26 protein-coding genes and 1 tRNA gene are annotated in these 24822 nt (G+C 67.0%); 20 read left to right on the forward strand and 7 right to left on the reverse strand.

What is annotated here, in order from left to right:
• Nucleotides 1-49 precede the first annotated feature (49 nt).
• Nucleotides 50-685 (forward strand): outer membrane lipoprotein, encoded by a 636-nt coding sequence (locus tag DFR24_RS18325; protein ID WP_133882863.1) that lies wholly within the window; start codon nucleotides 50-52, stop codon nucleotides 683-685.
• 30 nt (nucleotides 686-715) lie between these two features.
• Here the strand turns inward: DFR24_RS18325 and DFR24_RS18330 are convergent, their stop codons facing one another.
• Together DFR24_RS18330 and DFR24_RS18335 are read right to left on the reverse strand one after the other, a co-directional pair.
• Nucleotides 716-1345: a hypothetical protein gene (locus tag DFR24_RS18330; protein ID WP_133882864.1), complete on the reverse strand. Its 630-nt coding sequence runs from the start codon at nucleotides 1343-1345 to the stop codon at nucleotides 716-718.
• A gap of 151 nt (nucleotides 1346-1496) precedes the next feature.
• Nucleotides 1497-1570, reverse strand: a tRNA-Gly gene (locus DFR24_RS18335).
• A gap of 78 nt (nucleotides 1571-1648) precedes the next feature.
• Here DFR24_RS18335 and DFR24_RS18340 point away from each other — a divergent pair.
• The 12 genes from DFR24_RS18340 to DFR24_RS18395 all read left to right on the forward strand — a co-directional run bounded on the left by DFR24_RS18340 (nucleotide 1649) and on the right by DFR24_RS18395 (nucleotide 11470).
• Nucleotides 1649-2566: a LysR family transcriptional regulator gene (locus DFR24_RS18340; protein WP_366518946.1), complete on the forward strand. Its 918-nt coding sequence runs from the start codon at nucleotides 1649-1651 to the stop codon at nucleotides 2564-2566.
• Between the two features lie 108 nt (nucleotides 2567-2674).
• Nucleotides 2675-3721: a gentisate 1,2-dioxygenase gene (gtdA, locus tag DFR24_RS18345; protein WP_133882865.1), complete on the forward strand. Its 1047-nt coding sequence runs from the start codon at nucleotides 2675-2677 to the stop codon at nucleotides 3719-3721.
• A 26-nt stretch (nucleotides 3722-3747) separates the two neighbouring features.
• A complete protein-coding gene (locus tag DFR24_RS18350; protein WP_246051705.1) occupies nucleotides 3748-4452 on the forward strand; it encodes a fumarylacetoacetate hydrolase family protein in 705 nt (234 codons plus the stop codon).
• A 109-nt stretch (nucleotides 4453-4561) separates the two neighbouring features.
• The gene (locus DFR24_RS18355; protein WP_133882867.1) at nucleotides 4562-5824 is read left to right on the forward strand and encodes an aromatic ring-hydroxylating dioxygenase subunit alpha; all 1263 of its coding nucleotides are present in this window, start codon (nucleotides 4562-4564) and stop codon (nucleotides 5822-5824) included.
• A gap of 1 nt (nucleotide 5825) precedes the next feature.
• Nucleotides 5826-6308, forward strand: a complete 483-nt coding sequence (locus DFR24_RS18360) for an aromatic-ring-hydroxylating dioxygenase subunit beta (protein WP_133882868.1) — start codon at nucleotides 5826-5828, stop codon at nucleotides 6306-6308.
• 2 nt (nucleotides 6309-6310) lie between these two features.
• Nucleotides 6311-6958 (forward strand): maleylacetoacetate isomerase, encoded by a 648-nt coding sequence (maiA, locus tag DFR24_RS18365; protein ID WP_133882869.1) that lies wholly within the window; start codon nucleotides 6311-6313, stop codon nucleotides 6956-6958.
• Nucleotides 6959-7081: 123 nt separating this feature from the next.
• Nucleotides 7082-7282 carry a sulfur carrier protein ThiS gene (gene thiS, locus DFR24_RS18370; RefSeq protein ID WP_133882870.1) on the forward strand — a complete coding sequence of 67 codons (201 nt, stop codon included), beginning with the start codon at nucleotides 7082-7084 and terminating at the stop codon, nucleotides 7280-7282.
• Between the two features lie 19 nt (nucleotides 7283-7301).
• The gene (locus DFR24_RS18375) at nucleotides 7302-8093 is read left to right on the forward strand and encodes a thiazole synthase (protein ID WP_133882871.1); all 792 of its coding nucleotides are present in this window, start codon (nucleotides 7302-7304) and stop codon (nucleotides 8091-8093) included.
• A gap of 99 nt (nucleotides 8094-8192) precedes the next feature.
• Entirely contained in the window at nucleotides 8193-8903 is a 711-nt protein-coding gene (gene trmB, locus DFR24_RS18380) for a tRNA (guanosine(46)-N7)-methyltransferase TrmB (RefSeq protein WP_133882872.1), read from the forward strand.
• Between the two features lie 207 nt (nucleotides 8904-9110).
• Nucleotides 9111-10001 carry a phosphoribulokinase gene (locus tag DFR24_RS18385; protein WP_133882873.1) on the forward strand — a complete coding sequence of 297 codons (891 nt, stop codon included), beginning with the start codon at nucleotides 9111-9113 and terminating at the stop codon, nucleotides 9999-10001.
• Between the two features lie 22 nt (nucleotides 10002-10023).
• Entirely contained in the window at nucleotides 10024-11052 is a 1029-nt protein-coding gene (locus tag DFR24_RS18390) for an NADP(H)-dependent aldo-keto reductase (RefSeq protein WP_133882874.1), read from the forward strand.
• 112 nt (nucleotides 11053-11164) lie between these two features.
• Nucleotides 11165-11470 carry a DUF6763 family protein gene (locus DFR24_RS18395; protein ID WP_133882875.1) on the forward strand — a complete coding sequence of 102 codons (306 nt, stop codon included), beginning with the start codon at nucleotides 11165-11167 and terminating at the stop codon, nucleotides 11468-11470.
• 85 nt (nucleotides 11471-11555) lie between these two features.
• Here DFR24_RS18395 and DFR24_RS18400 read toward each other — a convergent pair whose 3' ends face one another.
• On the reverse strand, nucleotides 11556-12920 hold the full coding sequence (locus DFR24_RS18400) for an AmpG family muropeptide MFS transporter (protein ID WP_133882876.1): 1365 nt from the start codon (nucleotides 12918-12920) through the stop codon (nucleotides 11556-11558).
• Nucleotides 12910-13686, reverse strand: coding sequence for an exodeoxyribonuclease III (locus tag DFR24_RS18405; protein WP_133882877.1), 777 nt, complete (start codon nucleotides 13684-13686; stop codon nucleotides 12910-12912). Before DFR24_RS18405 ends, DFR24_RS18400 begins: the two co-directional genes overlap by 11 nt.
• 242 nt (nucleotides 13687-13928) lie before the next feature.
• On the opposite strand from DFR24_RS18405, the gene pyrE reads away from it, so the two are divergent.
• Together pyrE and DFR24_RS18415 are read left to right on the forward strand one after the other, a co-directional pair.
• On the forward strand, nucleotides 13929-14576 hold the full coding sequence (pyrE, locus tag DFR24_RS18410) for an orotate phosphoribosyltransferase (protein ID WP_133882878.1): 648 nt from the start codon (nucleotides 13929-13931) through the stop codon (nucleotides 14574-14576).
• Nucleotides 14577-14609: 33 nt separating this feature from the next.
• Nucleotides 14610-15686, forward strand: coding sequence for a hypothetical protein (locus DFR24_RS18415; RefSeq protein ID WP_133882879.1), 1077 nt, complete (start codon nucleotides 14610-14612; stop codon nucleotides 15684-15686).
• Between the two features lie 13 nt (nucleotides 15687-15699).
• Here DFR24_RS18415 and argB read toward each other — a convergent pair whose 3' ends face one another.
• Nucleotides 15700-16563: an acetylglutamate kinase gene (gene argB / locus DFR24_RS18420; protein ID WP_133882880.1), complete on the reverse strand. Its 864-nt coding sequence runs from the start codon at nucleotides 16561-16563 to the stop codon at nucleotides 15700-15702.
• 386 nt (nucleotides 16564-16949) lie between these two features.
• Here argB and DFR24_RS18425 point away from each other — a divergent pair, with 386 nt between their 5' ends.
• The 4 genes from DFR24_RS18425 (at nucleotide 16950) to DFR24_RS18440 (ending at nucleotide 20834) form a co-directional block, all read left to right on the forward strand.
• Nucleotides 16950-18434: a flavin monoamine oxidase family protein gene (locus DFR24_RS18425; RefSeq protein WP_133882881.1), complete on the forward strand. Its 1485-nt coding sequence runs from the start codon at nucleotides 16950-16952 to the stop codon at nucleotides 18432-18434.
• 94 nt (nucleotides 18435-18528) lie between these two features.
• Nucleotides 18529-19323 (forward strand): glutathione S-transferase family protein, encoded by a 795-nt coding sequence (locus tag DFR24_RS18430; protein WP_133882882.1) that lies wholly within the window; start codon nucleotides 18529-18531, stop codon nucleotides 19321-19323.
• A 178-nt stretch (nucleotides 19324-19501) separates the two neighbouring features.
• Entirely contained in the window at nucleotides 19502-20140 is a 639-nt protein-coding gene (locus DFR24_RS18435) for a glutathione S-transferase family protein (protein ID WP_133882883.1), read from the forward strand.
• 10 nt (nucleotides 20141-20150) lie between these two features.
• Nucleotides 20151-20834: an SDR family oxidoreductase gene (locus DFR24_RS18440; RefSeq protein ID WP_133882884.1), complete on the forward strand. Its 684-nt coding sequence runs from the start codon at nucleotides 20151-20153 to the stop codon at nucleotides 20832-20834.
• 66 nt (nucleotides 20835-20900) lie between these two features.
• On the opposite strand, the gene DFR24_RS18445 is transcribed toward DFR24_RS18440, so the two are convergent.
• A complete protein-coding gene (locus DFR24_RS18445; protein ID WP_133882885.1) occupies nucleotides 20901-23369 on the reverse strand; it encodes an ABC transporter permease in 2469 nt (822 codons plus the stop codon).
• 57 nt (nucleotides 23370-23426) lie between these two features.
• Nucleotides 23427-24107, reverse strand: a complete 681-nt coding sequence (locus DFR24_RS18450; RefSeq protein WP_133882886.1) for an ABC transporter ATP-binding protein — start codon at nucleotides 24105-24107, stop codon at nucleotides 23427-23429.
• Between DFR24_RS18450 and DFR24_RS18455 the strand changes: the two genes are divergently transcribed.
• Entirely contained in the window at nucleotides 24106-24741 is a 636-nt protein-coding gene (locus tag DFR24_RS18455; protein WP_133882887.1) for an arylesterase, read from the forward strand. The two genes, DFR24_RS18450 and DFR24_RS18455, sit on opposite strands and share 2 nt — an antisense overlap.
• The last annotated feature ends 81 nt before the right edge of the window (nucleotides 24742-24822 follow it).

Below are 24822 nucleotides of genomic sequence, written 5' to 3' on the forward strand. Positions count from 1 at the left end.
CCCGCGACGCTCTCGCGACGCGTTCACCGTTCCATAAGGGAGTAACACCATGTTTCGCACATCGTTGATTGCCGCAAGCTTTGCGTTCGCGCTGGCTTTGACTGGCTGCGCGCCGCCGTCCGAAGACCCGGCAGCCGAAGAAGCGGCAGCCGCTCAGGAAGCCGCCGACCTCGCCGTCGAGAAGGCCGCTGAAGAAGAGAAGGCCGCCAAGGAAGCCGCAGAGGCGAAAACAGCTGCGCTGGAAGCCGCGCGTCAGGTCGCCGACGAGCGTGCTGCTGCTGCGGCCAAGAAGCCGCGTCCGCGTCCGACCGAGCAAGCCGCTGCGCCGACGCCGGCTCCTGCGCCGGTCATCTGCAACGAGTGCGGCACGGTGTCATCGGTCGAGGCGGTCAAGGAAAAGGGCTCGGGTAGCGGCGCTGGCGCCGTGCTCGGTGCCATCGCCGGCGGCGTCATCGGTCACCAGTTCGGCGGCGGTCGCGGCAAGGACGTCGCCACGGCCGGCGGCGCGGTGCTGGGTGGTGTTGCGGGTCACCAGGCCGAGAAAAGCATCCGGGCCTCGACCTATTACCGCATCGGCGTGAACATGGAGAACGGCAGCTACCAGACCGTCAATGTTCCGGATCCGGCCGGCATCACCGCGGGCACCAAGGTGCGTGTGGTCGGCGGCAACATCCAGCTGCGCTGATCATCGCCCGGCACGCCGGACCCGACGGGTTCAGCGTGCCTTCGGTGGCTTGATTCCACGCCGGTCCCGGCGCTGTCCGGGACCGGCGTTTTCGTTGAGCAGCGTCTGCAGCCGCTGCAGGCCGTCACGCAGTCCCAAGGACGGCCGCCTCGCGGGCGCTTCGATCTTCAGGCGTGATACGCGCAATTGCGGCAGACGTTTGGTCTTCGCCTTGGGCGCCTTGCGATGCTTGCCTCCGGCGACCAGTCCCACGCCCAGTCCCATCAGGCGCTCCCAACGCGTGCCGTCGACCGGATCATCGATGGCCACACGCGCGGCCTGACGAAGCCGCTCCCATCGCGTCTGCGGCTTGCGCACCTCGCGCGCCGCACGGACCACGGCTGCGGTCCGCTCGATGGGATCACGCACACCGCGGATCATCGGACCGACGATCGACAGGCGCAGTCGCGACGATGGAGCCGGCGGCGGCGTAGCCTTCTTGCCGCTCAGCAAGCGGACCAGTCGACGCGGCGACAGCAGCGCGGGCGGTTTCACCGCAACGGGCTGAGGCGCGAGGCGACGCAGCAAGGGCACCCGTGCCACCAGACGCATCGGCAGAACCCGCGCGGCGCCGGGCCGTGCACCCGCATCCTGATTGCGCCCCGATTTCGCCTTGAACATTCGCGCCTTCGACGGTCGGCCCCTTCGACGCGGAAGAGGAAAACTGGAGCGGGTGATGGGAATCGACCGATCCGCCAACGTCGGATCGGCGTGAGCGCAGCGAACTTCCCACGCTCGCGGGTGAGATTCCCGAAACCACGCTTGCGGAAATTGGAGCGGGTGATGGGAATCGAACCCACGCTATCAGCTTGGGAAGCTGAAGTTCTACCATTGAACTACACCCGCACGGGTGCAAGGGTACCCTCCCGCGCCACGCGGGTGAAGGCCGCGACGCGGCATTTCTCGCCGCGGCACACTGCGCAGGTGACGGATCTCGACGACATCGACCTCAACCTGCTGCGGATCTTCCACCAGCTCATGATCGAGCGGCGGGTGTCCGCCGTCGCCGAATCCCTGGGCATGTCGCAGCCCGCCGTCAGCGGTGCGCTCAAGCGCCTGCGCGAGGTGCTCAAGGACGACCTGTTCCTGCGTACCGCGCGCGGCATGCAGCCCACGCCGCTGGCCGAGCAGCTCGCCGAACCGGTGGCGTCGGCGATCGACACCTTGCGCAACGCCATCGCGCGTCCCGGACCGTTCGATCCGATGACGGCGCGGCGCAATTTCATGCTCAGCCTCACCGACATCGGCGAGATCTACTTCCTGCCGCCGCTGCTGGCGCGGCTCGACGAGCGCGCTCCCGGCATCGACCTGAGCACCGCGCGCAACAGCATCCGCGACCTCAAGGACGAGATGGAGAGCGGGCGCGTGGACGCCGCGATCGGGCTGCTGCCGCAACTGCAGGGCCGCTTCTTCCGCCAGCGCCTGTTCCGCCAGCCGTACGTGCTGGCGATGCGCCGCGGCCATCCGCTCGCGCGGAAGAAGAAAATCACGACGACGGACTTCAGCGCCGCGGAACACGTCGTCGTGCTGGCGTCGGGGACCGGCCACGGCGAGGTGGATCGCACGCTGGAACGAAAGCGCATCGCACGGCGCGTGCGTCTCACCGTTCCGCACTTCGTCGGCGTCGGCCACATCCTGGAGGCCAGCGACCTGGTGGCGACGCTGCCCGAACGCATGGCCCAGCGCATCGCCAAGCCGTTCGGGCTGCACTATCTGCCGCACCCGGTGAAGCTGCCGGAGGCTTCGATCGACCTGTTCTGGCACGCGCGCATGCAGCGTGATCCGGGACACCAGTGGTTTCGCCGGCAGATCGTCGAGCTGTTCACGGACCGTCGCGAATGACACCGACCTTTATCCGATTTACCGAATTCACTTATCCGCGTTATCGCGTTCCCCGATTGCGCGTCGGCGCGTAAGGTGTCCGGGTCCGCTCCACCGCCGCGACACGCCATGCCAGCCGACGCCTCCGATCATCCCCAAGCCGAAGCGCGCCGCGCGTTCTACCGGCGCATCGATCCGGCCAACCTGACACCGCTGTGGGAAGTGCTCAGCGCGCTGGTCCCGCAGACGCCGCGCACGGCGGCGCAGCCGGCGCTCTGGCGCTACACGGACGTGCGCCCGGAGCTGATGGAAGCCGGCCGCCTGATCACCGCTCACGAGGCCGAGCGCCGCGTGCTGATCCTGGAGAACCCCGGCCTGCGCGGCCAGTCGCGCATCACGCAGAGCCTGTACGCGGGCCTGCAGCTGATCCTGCCGGGCGAAGTCGCCCCCGCACACCGCCACACGCAGTCCGCGCTGCGCCTGGTGCTGGACGGCGAAGGCGCCTACACCGCGGTCGACGGCGAACGCACGACGATGCGGCGCGGCGACTTCATCATCACGCCGGCCTGGACCTTCCACGATCACGGCAACGAGGGCGACCAGCCGGTGATCTGGCTCGATGGACTCGACATTCCGATCGTCGATTTCCTCGGCGCCGGATTCCAGGAGAAGGGCGGCGCCGACGTCCAGGCCGTCACGCGTGCAGAGGGCGACGCGCTGGCGCGTTACGCCAGCAACATGGTGCCGATGGATTTCCATCCGCGGCCGTCGGACCCGACGCGCGTTTTCGTCTATCCGTATGCGCAGACGCAACGTGCGCTCGACGGCATCGCCGCCAGCCCGATCGATCCGCACCACGGCTGGAAACTTCGCTACGTGAACCCGGCCACCGGCGCCTCGCCGATGCCGACGATCGGCGCGTTCGCGCAGAAGTTGCCGGCCGGCTTCGAGACGCGCGCGCTCAGGAGCACGGACTCGACGATCCACGTGTGCCTCGAAGGCGACGGTATGGCGCGCGTTGGTGAACAGGAATTTCGTTTCTCGCAGAACGACGTGTTCGTCGTGCCGTCATGGCATCCGCTGCACCTGCAGGCGCAGCGCGACTGCCTGCTGTTCAGTTATTCCGATCGACCCGTGCAGCAGGCGCTGGGCCTGTGGCGCGAACACAAAGACTGATTCCCCTCGACTGTCCGGAGACCTTCGTGTCCGACCCGAAGTACGCCGTTGCCCTTGCACCCGTCCACTCGCTGGCCATCGCCGGTTCGGGCGAACGCTTTCCCGTGAACCGCATCTTCTGCGTGGGCCGCAACTACGCGGCGCATGCCCGCGAGATGGGCCAGGACGAGCGCGAGCCGCCGTTCTTCTTCATGAAGCCGGCGAACGCGGCGGTGGACGCCAGCGCCGCGGTCACGATTCCGTATCCCTCGATGACGTCGAATTTTCATCACGAGGTCGAGCTGGTCGTCGCCATCGGCACGGGCGGAGCGAACGTTTCGATGGAGCACGCCGAAAGTCTCGTGTTCGGTTACGCGGTGGGCCTGGACATGACGCGCCGCGACCTGCAGTTCGCGGCCCGCGACAAGGGCCGCCCGTGGGAATTCGGAAAGTCCTTCGATGCATCGGCGCCCATCGGCGCGATCACGCCGATCGCAAAGTCGGGTGCGCTCAAGGGCGGCGCCATTTCGCTGGCCGTCAACCAGGTATCGAAGCAGTCGTCCGATCTGAGCCTGATGATCTGGAGCGTCGCCGAGAGCATCGCCTATCTGTCGAAGTACGAGGCGCTGCAGCCGGGCGACGTGATCATGACCGGCACGCCGGAGGGCGTAGGCGCCGTGAAGGCGGGCGACGTGATGCACGCGCGGATCGCCGGGCTGGAAGAGATCACGGTGAGGGTCGCGGGCGGCTGAACGAACACGCTCCCTCTCCCCGCTGCTGCGGGGGAGAGGGAGCAAAGCAGTCGCGGGAGCGCGCGCGAAGCGAAGGCAAGCGCCCCGAGAACACACGGAGGCAGAACACATGAACGACGCAGGCATTGCACTGCAACCCGAGTCGATCTGGAAGAGCGAAGGCACCCATCAGGTTCCGTTCGCCGCCTACACCGACGCCGAGATCTACCAGCAGGAACTGCGCAAGCTGTTTTACGCGAACCACTGGTGCTACCTGGGCCTGGAAGTCGAGATCCCGAACGTCGGCGACTTCCGGCGCACCGTCGTCGGCGAACGCTCGGTGATCATGGTGCGCAACAAGGACGGCGGCGTCAGCGCCTTCGAGAACGTGTGCGCGCATCGCGGTGCACAGTTCTGCCGCGAGCGCGGCGGCAACGCGAAGGGCTTCCACTGCCCGTACCACCACTGGAACTATGACCTCGAGGGCAACCTGCGCGGCCTTCCGTTCCGCCAGGGCATCCGCCAGGAAGAACAGCTCCACGGCGGCATGCCGGAAGATTTCTCGCTGAAGGACAACGGCCTGACCAAACTCAGGGTCGCCACGCGCGGCGGCGTCGTGTTCGGGTCGTTCGATCACGACATCGAATCGTTCGAGGACTTCCTCGGCCCCACCGTGCTGTCGTACTTCGACCGCATCTTCAATGGACGCAAGCTGACCCTGCTCGGCTACAACCGCCAGCGGATTCCGGGCAACTGGAAGCTGATGCAGGAGAACATCAAGGATCCGTATCACCCGGGCCTGCTGCACACCTGGTTCGTGAATTTCGGACTTTGGCGTGCGGACAACAAGACGCGGCTGCTGATGGATGCGCACAAGCGTCATGCGGTGATGGTGGGCGTGCGCAGCGTCGCCAAGCCGACGGCGGACGTCACCAAGGGCGTGGCGAGCTACAAGGAGAGCATGCAGCTGCACGACATGCGCCAGCTCGACATCGTCCCGGAGCCCTGGTGGAACGGGCCGACGGTGACGATGCTCACGCTGTTCCCGAGCCTGATCATCCAGCAGCAGGTGAACTCGCTGTCGACACGCCACATCCAGCCGCGCGGCGCCGGCGTGTTCGATTTCGTCTGGACGCATTTCGGCTTCGAGGACGACACCGCGGAGATGACGGAACGACGGCTGATCCAGGCCAATTTGTTCGGGCCCTCGGGCTACGTGTCGGCGGACGACGGCGAGGTCATCGAGTTCTCGCAGATGGGTTTCGACGAGAAGCCCTGGCACCGCGCGGTCATCGAGATGGGCGGACGCGACACGAACGAAGCGGAGACGGTGGCTTCCGAGACGCTGATCCGCGGGATGTACGCGTACTGGCGCAAGGTCATGGGGATCTGACATGGCGAACATCACGCCGTCCGACTTCCTGGACCTGGCCGCGCTGTACGCCGAGTACGCGGCCGCGGTCGATGCCGGCGACTGGGAGCGCTGGGTCGATCTGTTCGCCGACGACTGCCGCTACATCGTCCAGCCACGCGAGAACCACGAGCGCAATCTTCCGCTGGCGACGCTGCGGCTGATCAGCAAGGGCATGCTCAAGGATCGCGCCTACGGCATCCGCGAAACGCTGTTCCACGATCCCTACTACCAGCGCCACGTCGTCGGCATCCCGCGCGTGCTGTCGATCGACGCGAGCGGCACGATCACGGCCGAGACGAACTACACGGTGTTCCGCACCAAGCTCGGCGAGCTGTCGACGGTGTTCAACGTCGGCCGCTATCTCGACACCGTCGTGCGTACGCCGGACGGCCTGCGGTTCGCGTCCCGGCACTGCATCTACGACAGCGAAATGATTCCGAACGCGATCATCCACCCGATCTGACCATGCGCCTGCACCAGTTCTTCATGAGCTCGGCCTCGTACCGCGTCCGCATCGCGCTCAACATCAAGGGCCAGCCGTACGAGAGCCTGCCGGTGAACCTGCGCAGCGCCGAGCAGCTCGCGCCGGAATTCTCGGCGCTCAATCCCGCGCAACTCGTCCCGGTGCTGGAGCACGAGGGAGAGTCGCTGTCGCAGTCACTCGCCATCATCGAGTACCTCGACGAGCGCTTCCCGAATCCGCCGCTGCTGCCCCGGACTTCCGCCGCCGATCGCGCGTACGTGCGCCAGCTCGCGCTGACGATTGCCTGCGACATCCATCCGCTGAACAACCTGCGCGTGCTGAAATACCTGCGCGATCCATTCGGCCAGGGCGACGCGGCCCGGGATGCGTGGGCACGCCACTGGATCGAGCTGGGCTTCGCCGCGATCGAGGCCCGGCTGGCGGCTTCGCCCCGGCGTGGCCGGTTCTGTTTCGGCGACAGCCCGACCTTGGCCGACGTCTGCCTCATGCCGCAGATCGCCAACGCGCTGCGCGTGAAGACCGACCTTTCGCCGTATCCGGCGATCCGCGCCATCGAGCAGAACTGCGCGGCGCTGGAGCCTTTCCGGCGGGCGCATCCGATGGCGCAGCCCGAGGCTAACCCTCCGTAGCCCGGGGCTCCCCTCGCATACGGAGCGCAACCCCGGGCTTCGCCCGGGCTACGGGGCTGCGCTTTGGGCGATGTGGCTTCGCGGATTAGACTGCGCGCCCAACCGCCCGTACGCGACCCTTCCATGCAACTGCTCGTCAACGGTGCAGCGCTCGATCTGCCCGACGGCGCCAGCGTCTCGACGTTGATCGAGCGCATGCAGCTCGCCGGCAAGCGCCTCGCGGTCGAGATCAATGGCGAGATCGTCACGCGTTCGGCGCATGCCGACACGCAGCTGCGCGAGGCCGATCGCGTCGAAATCGTGCAGGCCATCGGCGGCGGCTAGCACTACACAGGATCAGGACATGTCGACACCGAAGACCGATGCGCTCGTTATCGCGGGCAAGGCCTATGACTCCCGCCTGCTCGTGGGAACGGGCAAGTACAAGGACATGGAACAGACGCGCGCGGCCATCGAGGCCAGCGGCGCGCAGATCGTGACCGTCGCGATCCGTCGCACGAACATCGGCCAGAACGCCGGCGAGCCCAACCTGCTCGACGTCATCCCGCCGAGTCGCTACACGATCCTGCCGAACACCGCCGGCTGCTACACGGCCGAGGACGCGGTGCGCACCTGCCGCCTGGCGCGCGAACTGCTCGATGGCCACAAGCTGGTGAAGCTCGAAGTGCTCGGCGATGCCAAGACGCTGTATCCCGATGTCACCGCGACGCTCGAGGCCGCAAAGACGCTGGTGAAGGATGGCTTCGACGTCATGGTCTATTGCACCGACGATCCGATCCTGTGCAAGCGGCTCGAGGAGATCGGTTGCGTGTCGGTGATGCCGCTGGCCGCACCCATCGGCTCGGGGCTGGGTATCCAGAACCGCTACAACATCCTGACGATCGTCGAGAACGCCAAGGTGCCGATCATCGTCGACGCCGGCGTCGGCACGGCGAGCGACGCGGCCATCGCGATGGAACTGGGCTGCGACGGCGTGCTGATGAACACCGCGATCGCCGAGGCGAAGAATCCCGTGCTGATGGCCAGCGCCATGCGGCACGCGATCATCGGCGGACGCGAGGCCTTTCGCGCCGGCCGCATGCCGCGACGCCGATTCGCATCGGCGTCTTCGCCGGTGGACGGACTGGTCGGCTGACGACACCGTCGCCCGGGCGAAACCCGGGAGATTTTCGTTCGCCCCGGGAAGACATCCCGGGTTTCACCCGGGCTACGACATCGCCTGCTCCTTGCACCCATGACCCACCCGCCTCCACCCGATCTCGCTCCGCATCTGCGCCGCATCCGCAGCTTCGTGCGCCGCGAAGGACGCATGACCGACGGCCAGAAGGAAGCGCTGGAGCGACTCTCGCTGCGCTACTCGCTGGACCCGCTCGAAGGTCCGATCGATTTCGCCGCCGCATTCGGACGTACCGCATCGCTGAGCTTCGAGATCGGCTTCGGCGCTGGTGATGCGCTGCTGGCGCGTGCCGAAGCCAGGCCGGACTGGAACCATGTGGGCGTCGAAGTGCATCGTCCGGGCGTTGGCCGCGCGCTGATCCTGGCGGAGCAGCGAAACCTTTCGAACCTGCGCGTCATGACGCGCGACGCCGTGGACATCCTGCGCACGCAGGTGGCCGTCGGCGTGCTCGATGAGGTCGTCATCGAATTTCCGGACCCGTGGCACAAGACCCGCCACAACAAGCGGCGTCTGGTGCAGCCTGAGTTCGCGCAGTTGCTGGCGGAACGCATCAGGCCGGGCGGGCAATTGCTGCTCGCCACCGATTGGGCGCCGTACGCGCATCAGATGCGCGAAGTGCTCGATGCCGAACCTGCCTTCGAGAACCTTTCGACCGACGGCGGCTTCGTTCCACGAGCAGCCCTGCGGCCGCTGACGCGTTTCGAGGCACGCGGCACGCGGCTGGGGCACGACGTCTTCGATCTGGCCTATCGGCGGCGTCCGGGCTGATCGCGGTCCCTGATCGAGACAGGCCTCACGCAACGATTCTCCTGAGGATGATCTGCGCAGGGCCTGTCCCCACCCTGCAGGAGGGGCATCGCCCCCGATTGCCAGCCCCGAGCGTGAGCAGAGTTCCCTAACACCCCGACTGGCACCCATCGACGCGCTTCCTGCGGGCGTGGTAAATGACGTGTCCGCGTCTTCAGAAGTCAGCCCTTGTCCGCCCGCCATCCCATTCTCGGTATCACGGGTTCGTCCGGTGCCGGCACCAGTTCGGCGGTGCGGGTATTCGAGCACCTCTTCGAAGCGCTCGGCCTCAAGGCCACGATGATCGAGGGCGACGCGTTCCACGCCGTCGACCGCGACGGCAACAAGAAGGCGATCGAACGCGCGCGCATCCGTGGTGAGAACTTCTCGCTGTTCGGGCCGGCCGGCAATCATCTCGACCGCCTGCAGGGGCTGCTGCGCGAGTACGGCGAAAAGGGAACCGGGACGACGCGCCACTACCTGCACTCGGACGAAGAAGCCAGCGAGTGGAACCAGCCGGTCGGCACCTTCACGCCCTGGGCGCCCATCCCTCCGGATACCGACGTGCTGTTCTACGAAGGGCTGCACGGCGGATATGTCGGTGAGGACGCCGACATCGCCAGCCACATGGATCTGCTGATCGGCGTGGTCCCGGTGATCAACCTCGAATGGATCCAGAAGCTGCAGCGGGATACCGCGGTGCGCGGACATCAGCCCGAGGCGGTCACGGAGACGATCCTGCGCCGCATGCCCGATTACGTCACGCACATCGTCCCGCAGTTCTCGCGCACGGATGTGAACTTCCAGCGCGTGCCGCTGGTCGACACTTCGAATCCGTTCACGGTACGCCAGATCCCGTCGGCCGAAGAGAGCCTGATCGTCATCCACTTCAACGAGAAGACGCGCCTGCGAGCGAGCCTCGACGGACTTTCACGCGCCATCAAGGGCGCCTTCAAGTCCAACGAGCAGACCCTCGTCGTGCCGGGCACCGCGATGGCGCGCAGCATGGAGCTGATCCTCGCGCCCGCCATCGAAACGCTTTCCCACAATCATCGCCGCCTGCTGGCCCAGGCGAGCTGAATCCCGGACGCATCTCACGCACATGGAATACCGAAAGCTCAGCCACACCGAACTCAATGTCAGCCTGATCTGCCTGGGCACGATGACCTGGGGCGAACAGAACACCGAAGTCCAGGCGCACGAGCAGATGGATTACGCGCTGGCGCAGGGCATCAATTTCTTCGATGTGGCCGAGATGTATCCGGTGCCGCCCAAGCCCGACACGCAGGGCCGTACCGAGCAATACATCGGGACGTGGTTCAAGAAGACCGGCAAGCGCAAGGACATCGTGCTGGCGACCAAGGTCACGGGTCCAGGCTTCGCGTATCTGCGCGGCGGCAGCAAGCTCGACCGCAAGTCGGTGCTGTCCGCCTGCGACGACAATCTCAAGCGCCTGCAGACCGACTACATCGATCTGTACCAGGTGCACTGGCCGCAGCGGCCGACCAATTATTTCGGCAAGCTCGGCTACGAGCACACCAACACGCCCGCCGTGCCGATCGAGGAGACGCTCGGCGCGCTCGATGAACTGGTCAAGCAGGGCAAGGTGCGTCACGTCGGCGTGTCCAACGAAACGCCCTGGGGCCTGCATCAGTACCTGAGCGCTTCGCGCGAGAAGAAGCTGACGCGCATCGCCTCGATCCAGAATCCCTACAGCCTGCTCAACCGCAGTTTCGAGATCGGCCTCGCTGAATTCGCGCATCGCGAGAACATCGCGCTGCTCGCGTATTCGCCGATGGCGTTCGGCGTGCTCAGCGGCAAGTATCTCGACGGCAAGCGGCCGGCCGATGGTCGCGTGACGCTGTTCGCACGGTTCTCGCGCTACAGCAATCCGCAGGCCGATGGCGCAGCGGCGGAGTACGTGGCGCTGGCGAAGAAGAACAGTCTGGATCCCGCGCAGATGGCGCTCGCGTTCGTGAATTCGCGACCGTTCTTGACCAGCACGATCATCGGCGCCACGACGATGGAACAGCTGCGCAGCAACATCGCGTCCGAGAAAATCCGGCTATCGGCGGACGTGCTCGCCGAGATCGAGAAGATCCATCAGCGCTTCACGATTCCCTGCCCCTGAAGACGTCCCGCACGGTCTGACCGGCGGCCTTGAAGGCCACGGACGAGGGGCGTAGAACAAAGCCATCGTCACGGAGAATTTTTCACTGCTCGCAACAGTGAGGAGGCAGGCCATGGCTGAATGGTTGCGCGAGATGTCGGTCGGCGAGTGGTACGAAGCCGGCGCTCATCCGTTCGAGATCATCGGCGTGGATGCACGCGCCGGCGTCGTGCTCGTCCAGCATTTCGACGGCTCTCTCGAGGAGTTCGACTTCGACTCCTGGCTCGAACTCAGTGCAAGACCCTGCGCCGCACCTGAAGACCTGTCGGGGGCCTTCGATCTCGAAAGGGACGACGTCTACGACGACGAGCGTCCGCACAACGGACACGCCGCGAATCCGCTGGACGATCTGAACGCGCGGCTGCTCGACGACTACTGAGGCTCGCTCGGCGCCGCCCGCGCAGCCCGGGTGAAACCCGGGATTGCCCCCGCAGATCGAACGGCGACCCCGGGTTTCACCCGGGCTACGACGGCGCGCGGCTCAACCGTCTATCCAGCCAGATGATCAGCAACAGCGCCGGAATCCCCAGCGCCGACGTGTAGAAGAAAAAGCCCGGCCAGCCCAAGGCCTCCGACACATAACCCGATGCCCCGCCCAGCAGCTTTCCGGGCAGCGTGAACAACGACGAGAACAGCGCGTACTGCGTGGCGGTGTACGCGGTATTCGTCAGGCCCGACAGGTAGGCGATGAAGGCCGAGCCGGCGAATCCGGACGCGAGGTTGTCGCCGCTGATCACCAGCGCAAGACCGGTGACGTCGGGCGAGCCGTGCACAGCCAGCGCGGCGAAACCCAGGTTCGAGAGGATCACCAGCACGCCTCCGATCATCAGCGAGCGCGACGAGCCGAAGCGCGCCACCGACAGGCCGCCCAGGAAGGCACCGACGATCGACAGGATCACGCCGTAGAACTTGGCGATCACGGCGACCTGCTTGAGCGTGTAGCCGAGCGACAGGTAGAACGGGTTGGCCATCGATCCCATCGTGATGTCGGTCAACCGGAACAGGCCGACGAAGCACAGGATGCCCAGCCCCAGCTGCAAGCCGTTGCGCTGGAAGAAATCCATGAACGGGCAGACCACCGCGCCGACGAACCACGCGCCGGCGTTGCGCAGCCGCTCGGGCCAGTGCCCCTTGCGCTCGATCCATGCGAGCACGCGCGCCTCCGCCTGCGGCGTTCCGCGCACGCGCGCTTCGGGCTCGGGCACCATCACGGTGGTCAGCACACCGACCAGCGCCAGGCCCGCCATCGCCAGATACGCCACGCGCCAGCCGTACTCGGCGGCGAGGTACAGGCAGCCCGCGCCAGCGACGATCAGCGCGATGCGATAGCCGAGCTGGTAGGCCGCGGCCATCGCGCCCTGGCGCTCGACTTCGGTGGCCTCGATGCGCCAGGCGTCGATGGCGATGTCCTGCGTCGCCGAGGAGAACGCCACCAGCAGCGCGCACCAGACCATCGTGGCGAGCTGCGTCGAAGGATCGTGCACGGCCAGCCCCGCCAGGCCCGTGGCCATGCCCAGCTGCGCCACCAGCATCCACGAGCGGCGACGGCCGAGCAGGCCGTGCAGCAGCGGCAGCCGCAGACGGTCCACCACCGGCGCCCAGAAGAACTTGATCGAATACGTGATGCCGACCCAGGACAGCAGGCCGATCGTGCCGCGCTGGATACCCGCCTGCGCCAGCCACGCGGAGAGCGTGGAGAACACCAGCAGGAACGGCAGGCCGGCGGAGAAGCCGAGAAACAGCATCGCCGCGACGCGCGGGTGCGCGTAGATCGACAGCGCGCCGCCCCAGCCCGGCGCCTCGCCAGGCCCGGTGCGCTCAGCCGGCATAGTCGACGATCAGCGGCGCGTGGTCGGAGAAGCGCGATTCCTTCCAGACCTTGGCCGCCTTGATCTTCTTGGCCATGCCCGGCGTCGTGAGCTGGTAGTCGATGCGCCAGCCCACGTTCTTGTTCCAGGCATCGCCGCGATTCGACCACCAAGTGTACAGCTCGCCCTCGCCCTCGGGTTCGAGCTTGCGATGCGCATCGGTCCAGCCCTGCTCGCCGAGGACACGCGTCATCCAGGCGCGCTCATGCGGCAGGAAGCCCGAGTTCTTCTGGTTGGATTTCCAGTTCTTCAGGTCGCGCTCGGTGTGCGCGATGTTCCAGTCGGCACAGACCACGTAGTCGCGTCCGTTCTTTGCCCACGACTGGAGTACCGCCAGGAAGAACTCCAGGAAGCGGTCCTTCGAGGCCTGCCGCTCCGGGCCGGCTGAACCGGACGGCAGGTACAGCGAGACCACGGACAGGTTGCCGAAACGGAATTCCAGGTAGCGCCCCTCGTCGTCGAACTCGGGCACGCCCAGCGAATCGAGCACGGCGTCCGGTTCCTGCTTCGAATAGATCGCGACGCCCGCGTAGCCCTTCTTCTTGGCGCTGTTGAAGCGCGCCGTCCAGCCTTTGGGAAAGAAATCCGGCAGCTTCTCGATGTCGGCGAGCTGCGCCTTGGTCTCCTGGATGCAGAGGACGTCGGCCTTCTGCTTGGGCAGCCACTCGAAGAGCCCCTTGGAGGCGGCGGAGCGGATGCCGTTGGTGTTGAGCGTGATGATGCGCATGGGTCGGTCGGAAAGATCTCGCGGAATGCAGGACAAATTCACCGCAAAGGAGAAAAGAGAGAACGCAAAGTTTTGTTGGAGTGTTCCTCTGCGACCTTTCTTTTCCCTTTGCGCCTTTGCGGTGAAAGCTTCCGGCAACGGCGGGCGGGCGAAGAAGCGGGGCACCCCACCGAAACCCTCGTTCCGGCTGGTCCGCGCCCGGGGCATGTTCCACAATCCCGGCACCAAAAGCGACCACGCCCATGCACTCCCATCAACGCGATTTCATCGAGCTGGCCCTGGCCCACGAGGTCCTGCGATTCGGCAGCTTCACGCTCAAGTCCGGCCGGGTCAGCCCCTACTTCTTCAATCTCGGACGGATCAGCTCGGGCGCCGCGATGCTACGGCTGTCGCGCGCGTATGCGGCCGCCCTTCAGGCCAGCGGCCTTTCGTTCGACATGCTGTTCGGGCCGGCCTACAAGGGCATTCCGCTGGTCGCCACCGTGGCCTGTGCGATGGCGGATGCCGCGACCGGGCGCGACCTGCCTTACGCGTACAACCGCAAGGAAGCCAAGGACCATGGCGAGGGCGGCCTGCTGGTCGGCGCCGAGCCGCGTGGCAGGGTCGTGATCGTGGACGACGTGCTGACGGCCGGCACGGCCCTTCGCGAGGCCATCGGCCTGCTGCGGAATGCAGGCGCGAACCCGGTCGCGGCGCTGGTCGCCCTCGATCGCCAGGAAGTCGGCCCCTCCGGCCGTTCCGCGGTCGCCGATCTCGAACACGAGAGCGGCGTGCGCGTGATTCCGCTGGTTACCGTGCGTGACGTCATGGCGTACCTGGAAACCGACCCTGCCCGCTCCGGCACGCTCGCGGACATGCGCGACTACCAGTCGCGCTACGGCGTACACTGATTTCCGTTACGGCCGCGTGACCAACGGAAGCACATGACAGCAGATCGCACGGCATTCGCAGGCGTGTGGCTGCTGCTGGCGGTCGCCGTCCTGACGCCGCTGGATGCTCAGGCGCAGGCCAAGCGACTGGTCTGCTGGACGGACGACATGGGGCGCAAGGCCTGTGGCGATTCGCTGCCTCCCAAATACGCCGACAAGCCGCGCAACATCATCGATCCCTCCGGTCGCACGGTGAAAGTCGTGCCCGGTGCGCCGACGCCCGAACAGCGCGTCGCGATGGAAGCCAAGGCACGACAGGATGCGGTGGCCCAACGCGCGGCGGAGCAGCAGTCGGCCTATGACCGCGCCTTGCTCGCCACCTACGCCACGCCGCAAGAACTCGCCTCGTTGCGCGACGATCGCCTGGCCAGCATCGACACCAGCATCGAACTGTCGGAAGCGTCGGTGCGGCGCGACATGGTTTCCGTTGCCGAGCTTCGCGCACGGCTTCCGGCTGCCACCTCGAAGGAAAAACCGGAGCCGCGACTGCTCAAGCAGGTCACCGAATTCGAGGAATCCCTGGCCGACACGCAGCATTCGCTGGCAGCGCTGCGCAAGAACCGTGAGACGCTCTGCAACAACTTCACGCGCGACATCCGACGGTTCCAGGAACTCAAGAACGGAGCAGTGACGTTCACCAGCCCGTGTCCTGTCGCCGGCAGCCTGTCGTCGGATGCCGCGGCCGCCACCGACATCACCGGCGTGCGGGCGTTCTTCGATCACCACGCGGAACTGGAAAACGATTTCGACCCGGCCTTCCTCGACAACTACGCCGAGAACGCCGTCATCAGGATCCCGAGGCTCGACGCGAGCGGCAAGCCGGTGATCGAGGAGCGCAAGATCGCGGACTACCGCGCGGAGCTGATCAAGGCCTTGCCGGCGGCCAAGCAGAAGCTCGAGACGCACCAGTATTCGGACATCAGAATCGAGCCGGGAAAAGACGGCCGCGCCACCGTCAGCGGCAAGCGCACGTCGACGCTGTCGAAGACCAGCGAGCCCTTCTACGTGGTCGTGAGGTCATCCGGCTCCGGCTGGAAGATCGTCGAAGCCGGATCGCAGCCGGCGCCCTGAGCGGGCGCGTGTTTCAGCCGCGGATCAGCGTGCCGACGCCGGCATCCGTGAACAGCTCCAGCAGCACCGCGTGGTCCACGCGACCGTCGATGATCACCGCGTTGCGCACCCCGCTGTTCACCGCGTCGAGCGCGTAGCGCACCTTGGGCACCATGCCGCCGGAGATCGTGCCGTCGGCGATCAGCGCTTCCACCTCATTGACCGAAAGGCCGGTGAGCACCTTGCCCGCCTTGTCCAGCACGCCGGCGATGTTGGTCAGGAACATGACCTTCTCGGCCTGCAGCACCGAGGCCAGCTTGCCGGCCGCGACGTCGGCATTGATGTTGAACGCCTCGCCTTTCTCGCCCACGCCGATCGGCGCGATCACCGGGATGAACCCGCCGGTTTCGAGATGCGTGACCACGCGCGGATCGATCTTCTCGATCTCGCCGACCTGCCCGATGTCCTCGCCCTTCACCGTGAGCTTGCGCGCCCGGATCATCGAGCCGTCCTTGCCGGTGAGGCCCACGGCACGGCCGCCCTGCTGGTTGATCGCGGCCACCACGGCCTTGTTGACGAGGCCGCCGAGCATCATCTCGACGACGTCCATCGTCTCGTCGTCGGTGACGCGCATGCCTTCGACGAAGCGCGATTCCTTGCCCAGCTTCTCCAGGTGCGCGCCGATCTGCGGGCCGCCGCCGTGCACGACGACCGGGTTCATGCCGACCAGCTTCATCAGCACGATGTCGCGCGCGAACGACGCGATCATCGTGTCGTCCTTCATCGCGTTGCCGCCGTACTTGACCACGATCGTCTTGCCCGCGAAGCGGCGGATATAGGGCAGCGCTTCGGTCAGGACGTGGGCGATGTCGTGGGCGTTGGCGAGATCGAGCGGCATGGGAAGAGTCGTATCGAGGGCAGCGGTGCGAATTGTAGGGATTCGGGGATGCGCGCGTCCGGGTTGGGGCCGTAAAAAAACGTTTTCACCGCAAAGGCGCAAAGGGAAAAGAAAGGGCGCAAAGGAAATCTGTAGAACCTGCGTTCACAGCCTGCTCCCCTACGCCGCTTCACCGCATGGGAGGGCACGGGTGAGGATCGTCCGCATACGGTAAATGGGTAGCGGCGCTTCCCTCTTCATTTCTTTGCGACCTTTCTTTTCCCTTTGCGCCTTTGCGGTGAAAGCCTTTCCCTTTCGGGCAGCGGTCCCCGAATGAACGGCCCCTTTCTCCCACCGCCCAGCCCCTTCGCTTACCCTCCATAGAACCGTCTCAAGCTCGCCGCCACATGGATGCTCCCGACCTGACGCGCCGCCGCGTCCTTGCCGGTCTGCCGGCCTCGCTCGCCGCCGGGGCCGTGCTCGCACGACCGCCGCGGTCGCTGGAGGAGCCGAAACCCGTCGACGTGGTCATCGTCGGCGCTGGCATCGCCGGCCTCGTCGCGGCCCGGTTGCTGGTCAAGGCCGGCAAGTCGGTGATGGTCTGCGAGGCGCGCGACCGCGTCGGCGGCCGTACCTGGAGCCACGAGATCGCGCCCGGCGCCTACGCCGAACTCGGCGCCGCCTGGGTGGGCCCGACGCAGGATCGCGTGCTGGCGCTGATCCAGGAACTGGGGCTGACGCTGTTCGACCAGTACACCGACGGTGAATCGGTCTACGTGTCGCGCGGGGATCGCAAGACCTTCCGCGAGAAGCCCCCGTTCGGCGCCGCGCCGCCCGATCCGCTGCTGCTGCCCGACCTCGCCATCGTCTCGACCTGGATCGATCGCATCGCCAAGGAGATTCCGGTCGGCGCGCCGTGGAAGGCCGAGGACGCGCAGGCGCTGGACCGGCAAACAGCGGAGACCTGGCTGCGCGGGCGCACGCTCAACCTGCTCGGCGAAACCGCGAAGAATTTCTCGGCGGCGTTCGAGGCCCTGTTCGGCGCCGAATCCCGCGAGATGTCGGCGCTGTTCATGCTGCACTACGTCGCCTGCGCCGGAACCGAAGGCGTGCCTGGCACGTTCGAGCGCCTGCTCAACACGCGCGCCGGTGCGCAGGAACGCAAGATCGTCGAGGGCTCGCAATCCATCTGCACGCGCATCGCGGCCGAACTGGGACCCGAGCGTGTGCGGCTCTCCACGCCGATCCGGCTGATCGCGCAGAACGGCGAAGGGGCGAACGTCATCGGCAACGCCTTCGTCGTACGCGGCAAGCGCGTCATCGTCGCCGTGCCGCCGCCGCTGGCCGGTCGCATCACCTACGAACCCGCGCTGCCGGTCGAGCGCGACCAGTACACGCAGCGCCTGGGCATGGGCTGGCTGATCAAGTGCGAAGCGGTCTACGACACGCCGTTCTGGCGCGCACAAGGTCTCAACGGCTCGGCCGTGATCAACGACGGCCCGGCGCGTAGCATCTTCGACGTGTCGCCGCCGGACGGCAGTCGCGGAGCCTTGCTCGGTTTCGTCGGCGGCGACGCGGCGCGCGAATTCTCCGGGGCGCCCGAGTCGCTGAAGCGCGCCGTGATCGAGAATTTCGTGTCCTGCTTCGGCGAAAAAGCGCGCGAGGTGCGCGAGTGGCACGTGGCCGACTGGGGCCGCGAGGAATGGACGCGGGGTTGTCCGACAGCGATCGCACCGCCGGGCCTGCTGACGGCCTACGGCCCGGCGCTCACGGCGCCGGTGGACCGCATCCACTGGGCCGGCACCGAGACCGGCGGCTACTGGACCGGCTACATGGATGGCGCGGTGCGTTCGGCGGAGCGCACGGTGCGGGAGATCCTCGCGGCGTCCTGACAGCGCGGACGATCGCGCCGATCGGATGGGAGGTCGCCTATCCGTGCCGGTGCACTCGCGTCATCATCCACGGCCGCCCCTCGCCGATCCCGCAATGTCCGAACTCCGCATCTTTTCCTATCTCCCGAATCCGCGGATCTGGAAGGCCACGATCGCCGCGCGCCTGTGCGGCGTGAAGGTCGAGGTCCGCGGCGCACCCGCGAACGAACTCGCCGACTGGTTGTGGGACTTTGACGCGCACCCGATGACCGACCAGGACAAGGCTGCGGCGGCGGATCTCGCGCACGGCGCGAAGACCGGCTTCACGACGCAGTTGTTCAAGACCGAGGAATTCCTCGAGGCCCATCCGTTCGGCACCGTGCCGGCGGCGTTCAGCCCCGATGGCCGGGTCGGCATCTATGAATCCAACAGCATCATGCGCACGGTGGCGCGCCTGGGCGCCGACAACGCGCCGCTGTACGGCGACGACGCGTACAGCGCATCGCGCATCGACAGCTACCTCGACGCCAGCCTCGTGTTCGCCCGCGACGCGCAGTTCTACATCCTCGCGCTGCGCGCCGGCTCGCTGCCGCGCGACATCTACATCCGCGCCAAGCAGGCGTTCGAATCGTGGATGAGCGGAACCGAGCGCGCGCTGATGACCACCGGCGACTACATCGTCGCGGACGGGCTGAGCCTTGCCGACATCTGCTTCGTAGCCGAATTCGCGCTGTTCCACAACGAGCGCCTGCACACCGACCTGCTGCTGGCCAACGAGTTCGAGCCCATCCTCAACGCGGCTGTCGCGGAAACCTGGCCGCGAGCGCTGGATCATTTCCAGCGTCTGTGCCGACACCGTGCGTTCGCGCCGGATGTCGAGCCATTCCTGAAGCTGCTGCCCAACAAGTAGCCCGGGTGACACCCGGGGATCCTCCCCGCAAACCGGCAAAAACCCCGGCTCTTTCGCTTCGCGAAATTCAACACCCGGGCTACGGGATGGGGCGGCCACCCGTCTTGCCACCGGGCATCGATCGGAGAAGTATCCGGAGCAGCGCGGCACCCGATCGCGCCTCGATGGAGAAGATCGCATGAAGCTCTACAACTGGCAGTTCGCGCCCAATTGCCGACGGGTCCGCATGTTCGTCATCGAGAAAGGCCTGAACCTTCCGGCGATCGAGGAAGTCATCGGCAGCGGACTGCGGCTGCTGCCGCAATACATCGAGAAATGGCCGCACGCGGTGGTGCCGATGCTCGAACTCGACGATGGCACGCGCATCGCCGAAGCCGCCGCGATCTGCCGCTACTTCGAGGACGAGCATCCGGAGCCGCGCCTGATGGGACGCACCAGCGTGGAGAAAGGCGTCATCGAGATGTGGGAGCGCCGCGGCTACGACGAACTGCTCGTCGGCACCGGCGAGGTCTTCCGCAACTCGCATCCCGAATTCGTCGACCGTGGACTCGCCGGCACCAAGGATCCCGTGCCGCAGATTCCGGGACTCATCGAACGCGGCAAGGGCCGGGTCCGTCGCCACTACGCCAAGCTCGAAGACCAGCTGCGCGACAACCGTTACGTCGCCGGCAAGGCCTTCTCGTTCGCCGACATCACGACGCTGTGCGCGATGGACTTCGCCATCGCCGTGGACATGCCCATTCCGAAAACCTCGCCAGCCACGCAGCGCTGGTACGAGGAAATCAGTTCGCGCCCCAGCGCCAAGCAGAGTCTTTGAGAATCCTCGAATGAACCCGACCTCGCTCGCGGGAAAGCGCATCCTGCTCACGCAGGCTCAGGATTTCATGGGCCCCACGCTGGTGCCCCTGCTCACCGAAATGGGCGCCACCGTGATCACCGACGATCGCGTGCTGACCGATCCCGGACTGCCGGCCGAGCTGGTGCGCAGCGCCGGTCACGTGGACGTGCTGATCGCACACTTGGGCGTGCCTGCGGCAACGTCCACCGCGCAAGAAGGGACCGAGGAGGAATGGCGCATCGCGTTTGCCGCGATGGTCGACCCGTTGCCGCGTCTGGCGCGTGCCGTGCTGCCGCAGATGATCGCGCGACGCGCCGGCAAGATCCTGCTGATGGGCAGCGCCTCGGCACTGCGCGGCATGAAGCGCGCCTCGATCTACAGCGCGGCACGCGGCGCGCAGCTCGCGTGGGCGCAAGCCGTCGGCGTGGAGATGGCGCCGCACAACGTCCAGGTCAACGCCATCGCGCAGAACCTCGTCGACAATCCCACGTACTTCCCGGCCGAAGTGCAGGCGCATCCGAAGTTCAAGGAGCGCATCAAGTGGGAGATGCCGCTCGGGCGTCTGGTGTCGGCACAGGAAGACGCGCATTTCGCCGCCTATCTATGCAGCGAGGCGGCGAACTGTTTCGTCGGGCAGGTGTTCCCGGTGTGTGGAGGCTGGGTTCCGCGCTGACCGTAGCCCGGACGAAGTCCGGGGTTGCGCTTGGATTGACGGGTACGGCCCCGGACTTCGTCCGGGCTACGTTGTTGCAGCCAGCACCCGCGTCGGCGACGTCCGCATCGTGCGCCGCAACGACAACCATCCGAGCAGGCTCACCAGTCCGGCGCCCCCCAGGGCTCCGGCCGCCCACAACGGCAGGCTGAAGACGTACGGCAACTCGAAGACGAAGCGCGCGAGCGCCCAGCCGATCGCCTGCGCCGATGCCGCCGCGACCAGGCCGGCGATCAGCCCCAGCGCGCCGTACTCGGCAAGCAGTCCGAGGCTCAACGTGCGATCGCTCGCGCCCAGGGTCCTGAGCAGCGCGGTTTCGCGCACGCGCTCGGCGCGCGTGCCTTCGATCGCAGCGAGCAGTACCGCGAGGCCCGCGGCGAGCGTGAACAGGAAGATGAATTCCACGGCGCGCACGACGCGATCCAGGATGCTGCGGACCTGCGCCATCGCGGCGTCGAGATCCAGCGCGGTGACGTTCGGGAACTGCGTGATCAGCTCGCGCAGCAGCGGCCGCTTTTCCGGTGGCAGGTGGAAGCTGGTGAGCCACTGCGCCTCGCTGCCGTCGATCAGACCCGGCGGCACGACGAGAAAGAAGTTGGGACGGAAACTGTCCCAGCTCACCTTGCGCACGTTGTAGATCTTCAGCTCGACCTCGCGATCGGCGATCTGCAGCTTGAGCGTGTCGCCGATCTTCAGCTTCAGGCGCTCGACGGCGTAATCGTCCACCGACAGCCAAGGCTCGTTGCGCGTCGACGGATCCCACCACTGGCCTTCGACGAGCTGGTTGTCGTCACCGAAACGATCGGTCCACGAGATGTTGAACTCGCGATTGATCCAGCGGCGCGTCTCCTCGTCGTCGAAGCTGTCGGCCGTCACCGGCTCGCCGCGCAGCTCGGTCATGCGCGCGCGCGTCATCGGCCACAGGCGCAGGTCGGGATATCCGTGCTGCGCGAAGAAGGCCTTCATCGGCTCGACCTGCGGCGTCTGGATGTTGATCAGGAACTGGTTGGGCGCATCGTCGGGAAGACGTTTCTCCCAGGCACTCAGCAGGTCTCCGCGCACGATGCCGACCAGCAGCAGCGCCAACAACGACAGGCCCAGCGCCACCGCCTGCGCCACGCTCGCCATGCGGCGTCGCGCGATGTTCGCCAGGCCAAAGCGCAGCGCCGTTCCTCCGCGGCTGCGCAGGCCGGCCAGCAGGCGAACCAGCACGAAGGCCATCGTGCCCAACACCAGGGCCGCGACGGCCGCGCCGACGATGACGTAGCCCGCGAGCTTGATGTCGCCGGCGTGCCAGGCCACGAGCGCGGCCGAGGCCAGCGCCGCGACGATGCCGGCGATGCGACTGCCGGTGCGATCGTCCGCGCGCTGCAGCACGCGGATCGGCGGCGTGCTGCGCGCCGCCAGGAAACTCGGCGCCGCGAAGCCGAACACCAGCAGCAACGCGAGGCCCAGGCTCCACAGCGCGGCCAACGGCCGCGGGTCCGGCAAGGGGTTGCGCATCATGCCGGTGGCCGCCGCGGCGACGACGCCCTGCGCGGCGAAACCGATCAGCAGTCCGACGGTGCCGGCGCCGAGCGCGAGCAGCAGCAGGCGCGACAGCGCGCGGCGTGCGACCTGCCGCGACGTCGCGCCGAGCGCCTTGAGGATCGCCGCCTCGTCGCGCAGCCGCTGGCCGTGCTGATGCGCCGACGCACCGATGGCCGCACCTGCCAGCAGCATCGCCGACAGCACGGCGATATCGAGGAACTGGCGCGCACGCGCCAGCGAGTTGCCGATCTCGCGGCGTCCGTCCTGCGGCGTCTGCAGGCGCACGCCCTCCGGCAGTTCGAGCTCGCGCAGCGCTTCGATGCGATCGGGCGCACCGGCGAACATCTCGGTGTACTGCACACGCGACCCGGCCGTGACCAGCCCGGTCTCGGCGAGCTGGTCGACCGAGATCATCAGCCGCGGCGCGAGGTCCGAGAATCCACCGCCGCGATCCGGCTCGTACGCCAGGATGCGGCTGACCTTCACGCTCGACTTGCCGATCTGGATCGGCGTGCCGATCGACAGCTGCAGGTCCTGCCACAGCCGCAGGTCCACCCAGGCTTCGCCCAGGCCAGGGCCGCGCGGCTCCGCACGTTCCTCACCGAATGGCTCTCCGGCGCTGCGCAAGGCGCCGCGCAGCGGGTAGTTCGCATCGACCGCCTTGACCGCGGCCAGCGACGAGTTGTCGCCGACGAAGGCCACGCTCGGAAACTGCACGAGGTGCGCGCGACGCAATTCCAGCTTGCCGATGGCCTGCTCGAGTTTCTCCGGCAACGGATCGCGCGACCGGATCGCCGCATCGGCGCCGAAGGCTTCGCCGGACTGGTCTTCGAGCGCACGCGATACGCGATCACTGAACAGGCCCACGGCGCTGCTCGCGGCCACCGCGATGACGACCGAGGCGGCGAGGATCAGCAGTTCGGGTGTGCGCAGCCAGCGGCGCAGCAGGGCCTGGATCGAGGTCATCGGGCGGATCGTGTCGGTGGCGGCAGAGGTCGGGACGCAGTGCGGGACAGACGGGGCTCAGCCATCCAGCCGGCCGTCGCGAAGCGTGAGCTTGCGACCGCAGCGTTGCGCCAGCCCCTCGTCGTGCGTGACCAGCACCAGCGTCGTACCGCGCGAGCGATTCAGCGAGAACAGCAGGTCGATGATCTCGGCGCCGGTGGTGCTGTCGAGGTTGCCGGTGGGTTCGTCGGCGAACAGGATCGACGGGCCGGCCGCGAACGCGCGTGCGATGGCCACGCGCTGCTGCTCGCCGCCGGAGAGCTGATGCGGCAGGTGCGTGGCGCGCGCCGTCAGGCCGACCTGTTCGAGGGCTTCGCGTGCACGCTGTGCGGCGTCCGCATGACCGGCAAGGTCCGCTCCCAGGCGCGCGTTCTCCAGCGCCGTGAAGCCGGCCAGCAGCTGGAACGACTGGAACACGAACCCGACACGCCCGGCCCGCAGGCGCGCGCGGCCGTCCTCGTCGAGCGGACCCAGGTCCGCGCCGGCGAGTTCGATGCGGCCTCGCGTCGGGCGATCCAGCCCCGCCAGCAAGGACAGCAACGTGGTCTTGCCGGAGCCGCTGCGGCCGACGATGGCAACCGATTCCCCTTGTGCGATCTGGAGTTCGACCCCATCCAGGATCTTCAGATGCTTTTCGCCGCTGCTAATCTCGTGCGCGACCTCGTGGGCGCGAACGGCCCACTGCTCGATGCCTGCCATGTCCTTCCGATTCGTCCTGATGCTGTGGTGCCTGCTGGGCCTGCTTCCCGCAACGGCCGGCGCCGCGACGGTGGCGACGCCGCCGACGGCACCGGTGATGCTGGTGCTGGGCGACAGTATTTCCGCTGGCTACGGCCTCGATGCCGGCCAGGGCTGGGTCTTTTTATTGGACCAGAAGCTGAAGTCTCAAGGCTTGGCGTACAAGGTCGTGAATGCGTCGGTCAGCGGCGAGACCACGGCCGGGGGCCTGGCGCGCCTGCCGGGCCTGCTGACGCGCCACAAGCCGAAGATCGTGCTGGTGGAACTGGGCGGCAACGACGGCCTGCGCGCGCTGCCCGTCAAGGCGCTACGCAGCAATCTCGAGCAGATGGTGGATCTGTCGCGCAAGGCCGGCGCCACGCCGGTGATGTTCGAGATGCGGATTCCCGAGAACTACGGCCCGGCATACACCCAGGCCTTCGTCCGCACGTTCACCGGCGTGTCGGAGGAACGCAAGGTGCCGATGGTGCCGTTCCTGCTGATGCGCTTCGCGTCCGATCCCAAGTTCTTCCAGGACGACGGGATTCATCCGTCCGCCGCCGCGCAGCCGCAGATTCTCGACGCGGCCTGGCCGACGCTCCAGCCGCTGTTGTAGCCCGGGTGAAACCCGGGATGCCGCCTCGATGCGGACGGCGCCCCGGGTTTCACCCGGGCTACGGTTCGGCGCGAGATCACC

The sequence above is a fragment of the Panacagrimonas perspica genome (assembly GCF_004364935.1).
GTDB classification, from domain to species: domain Bacteria; phylum Pseudomonadota; class Gammaproteobacteria; order Nevskiales; family Nevskiaceae; genus Panacagrimonas; species Panacagrimonas perspica.

Excerpts from the sequence above, each read along its gene's own strand:
- DFR24_RS18325 (WP_133882863.1), top strand. The coding sequence starts at position 50 with ATGTTTCGCACATCGTTGATTGCCGCAAGCTTTGCGTTCGCGCTGGCT.
- DFR24_RS18330 (WP_133882864.1), bottom strand. The coding sequence starts at position 1,345 with ATGTTCAAGGCGAAATCGGGGCGCAATCAGGATGCGGGTGCACGGCCC.
- gtdA (WP_133882865.1), top strand. The coding sequence starts at position 2,675 with ATGCCAGCCGACGCCTCCGATCATCCCCAAGCCGAAGCGCGCCGCGCG.
- DFR24_RS18355 (WP_133882867.1), top strand. The coding sequence starts at position 4,562 with ATGAACGACGCAGGCATTGCACTGCAACCCGAGTCGATCTGGAAGAGC.
- DFR24_RS18360 (WP_133882868.1), top strand. The coding sequence starts at position 5,826 with ATGGCGAACATCACGCCGTCCGACTTCCTGGACCTGGCCGCGCTGTAC.
- maiA (WP_133882869.1), top strand. The coding sequence starts at position 6,311 with ATGCGCCTGCACCAGTTCTTCATGAGCTCGGCCTCGTACCGCGTCCGC.
- thiS (WP_133882870.1), top strand. The coding sequence starts at position 7,082 with ATGCAACTGCTCGTCAACGGTGCAGCGCTCGATCTGCCCGACGGCGCC.
- DFR24_RS18375 (WP_133882871.1), top strand. The coding sequence starts at position 7,302 with ATGTCGACACCGAAGACCGATGCGCTCGTTATCGCGGGCAAGGCCTAT.
- trmB (WP_133882872.1), top strand. The coding sequence starts at position 8,193 with ATGACCCACCCGCCTCCACCCGATCTCGCTCCGCATCTGCGCCGCATC.
- DFR24_RS18390 (WP_133882874.1), top strand. The coding sequence starts at position 10,024 with ATGGAATACCGAAAGCTCAGCCACACCGAACTCAATGTCAGCCTGATC.
- DFR24_RS18395 (WP_133882875.1), top strand. The coding sequence starts at position 11,165 with ATGGCTGAATGGTTGCGCGAGATGTCGGTCGGCGAGTGGTACGAAGCC.
- DFR24_RS18400 (WP_133882876.1), bottom strand. The coding sequence starts at position 12,920 with ATGCCGGCTGAGCGCACCGGGCCTGGCGAGGCGCCGGGCTGGGGCGGC.
- DFR24_RS18405 (WP_133882877.1), bottom strand. The coding sequence starts at position 13,686 with ATGCGCATCATCACGCTCAACACCAACGGCATCCGCTCCGCCGCCTCC.
- pyrE (WP_133882878.1), top strand. The coding sequence starts at position 13,929 with ATGCACTCCCATCAACGCGATTTCATCGAGCTGGCCCTGGCCCACGAG.
- DFR24_RS18415 (WP_133882879.1), top strand. The coding sequence starts at position 14,610 with ATGACAGCAGATCGCACGGCATTCGCAGGCGTGTGGCTGCTGCTGGCG.
- argB (WP_133882880.1), bottom strand. The coding sequence starts at position 16,563 with ATGCCGCTCGATCTCGCCAACGCCCACGACATCGCCCACGTCCTGACC.
- DFR24_RS18425 (WP_133882881.1), top strand. The coding sequence starts at position 16,950 with ATGGATGCTCCCGACCTGACGCGCCGCCGCGTCCTTGCCGGTCTGCCG.
- DFR24_RS18430 (WP_133882882.1), top strand. The coding sequence starts at position 18,529 with ATGTCCGAACTCCGCATCTTTTCCTATCTCCCGAATCCGCGGATCTGG.
- DFR24_RS18435 (WP_133882883.1), top strand. The coding sequence starts at position 19,502 with ATGAAGCTCTACAACTGGCAGTTCGCGCCCAATTGCCGACGGGTCCGC.
- DFR24_RS18440 (WP_133882884.1), top strand. The coding sequence starts at position 20,151 with ATGAACCCGACCTCGCTCGCGGGAAAGCGCATCCTGCTCACGCAGGCT.
- DFR24_RS18445 (WP_133882885.1), bottom strand. The coding sequence starts at position 23,369 with ATGACCTCGATCCAGGCCCTGCTGCGCCGCTGGCTGCGCACACCCGAA.
- DFR24_RS18455 (WP_133882887.1), top strand. The coding sequence starts at position 24,106 with ATGTCCTTCCGATTCGTCCTGATGCTGTGGTGCCTGCTGGGCCTGCTT.
- DFR24_RS18450 (WP_133882886.1), bottom strand. The coding sequence starts at position 24,107 with ATGGCAGGCATCGAGCAGTGGGCCGTTCGCGCCCACGAGGTCGCGCAC.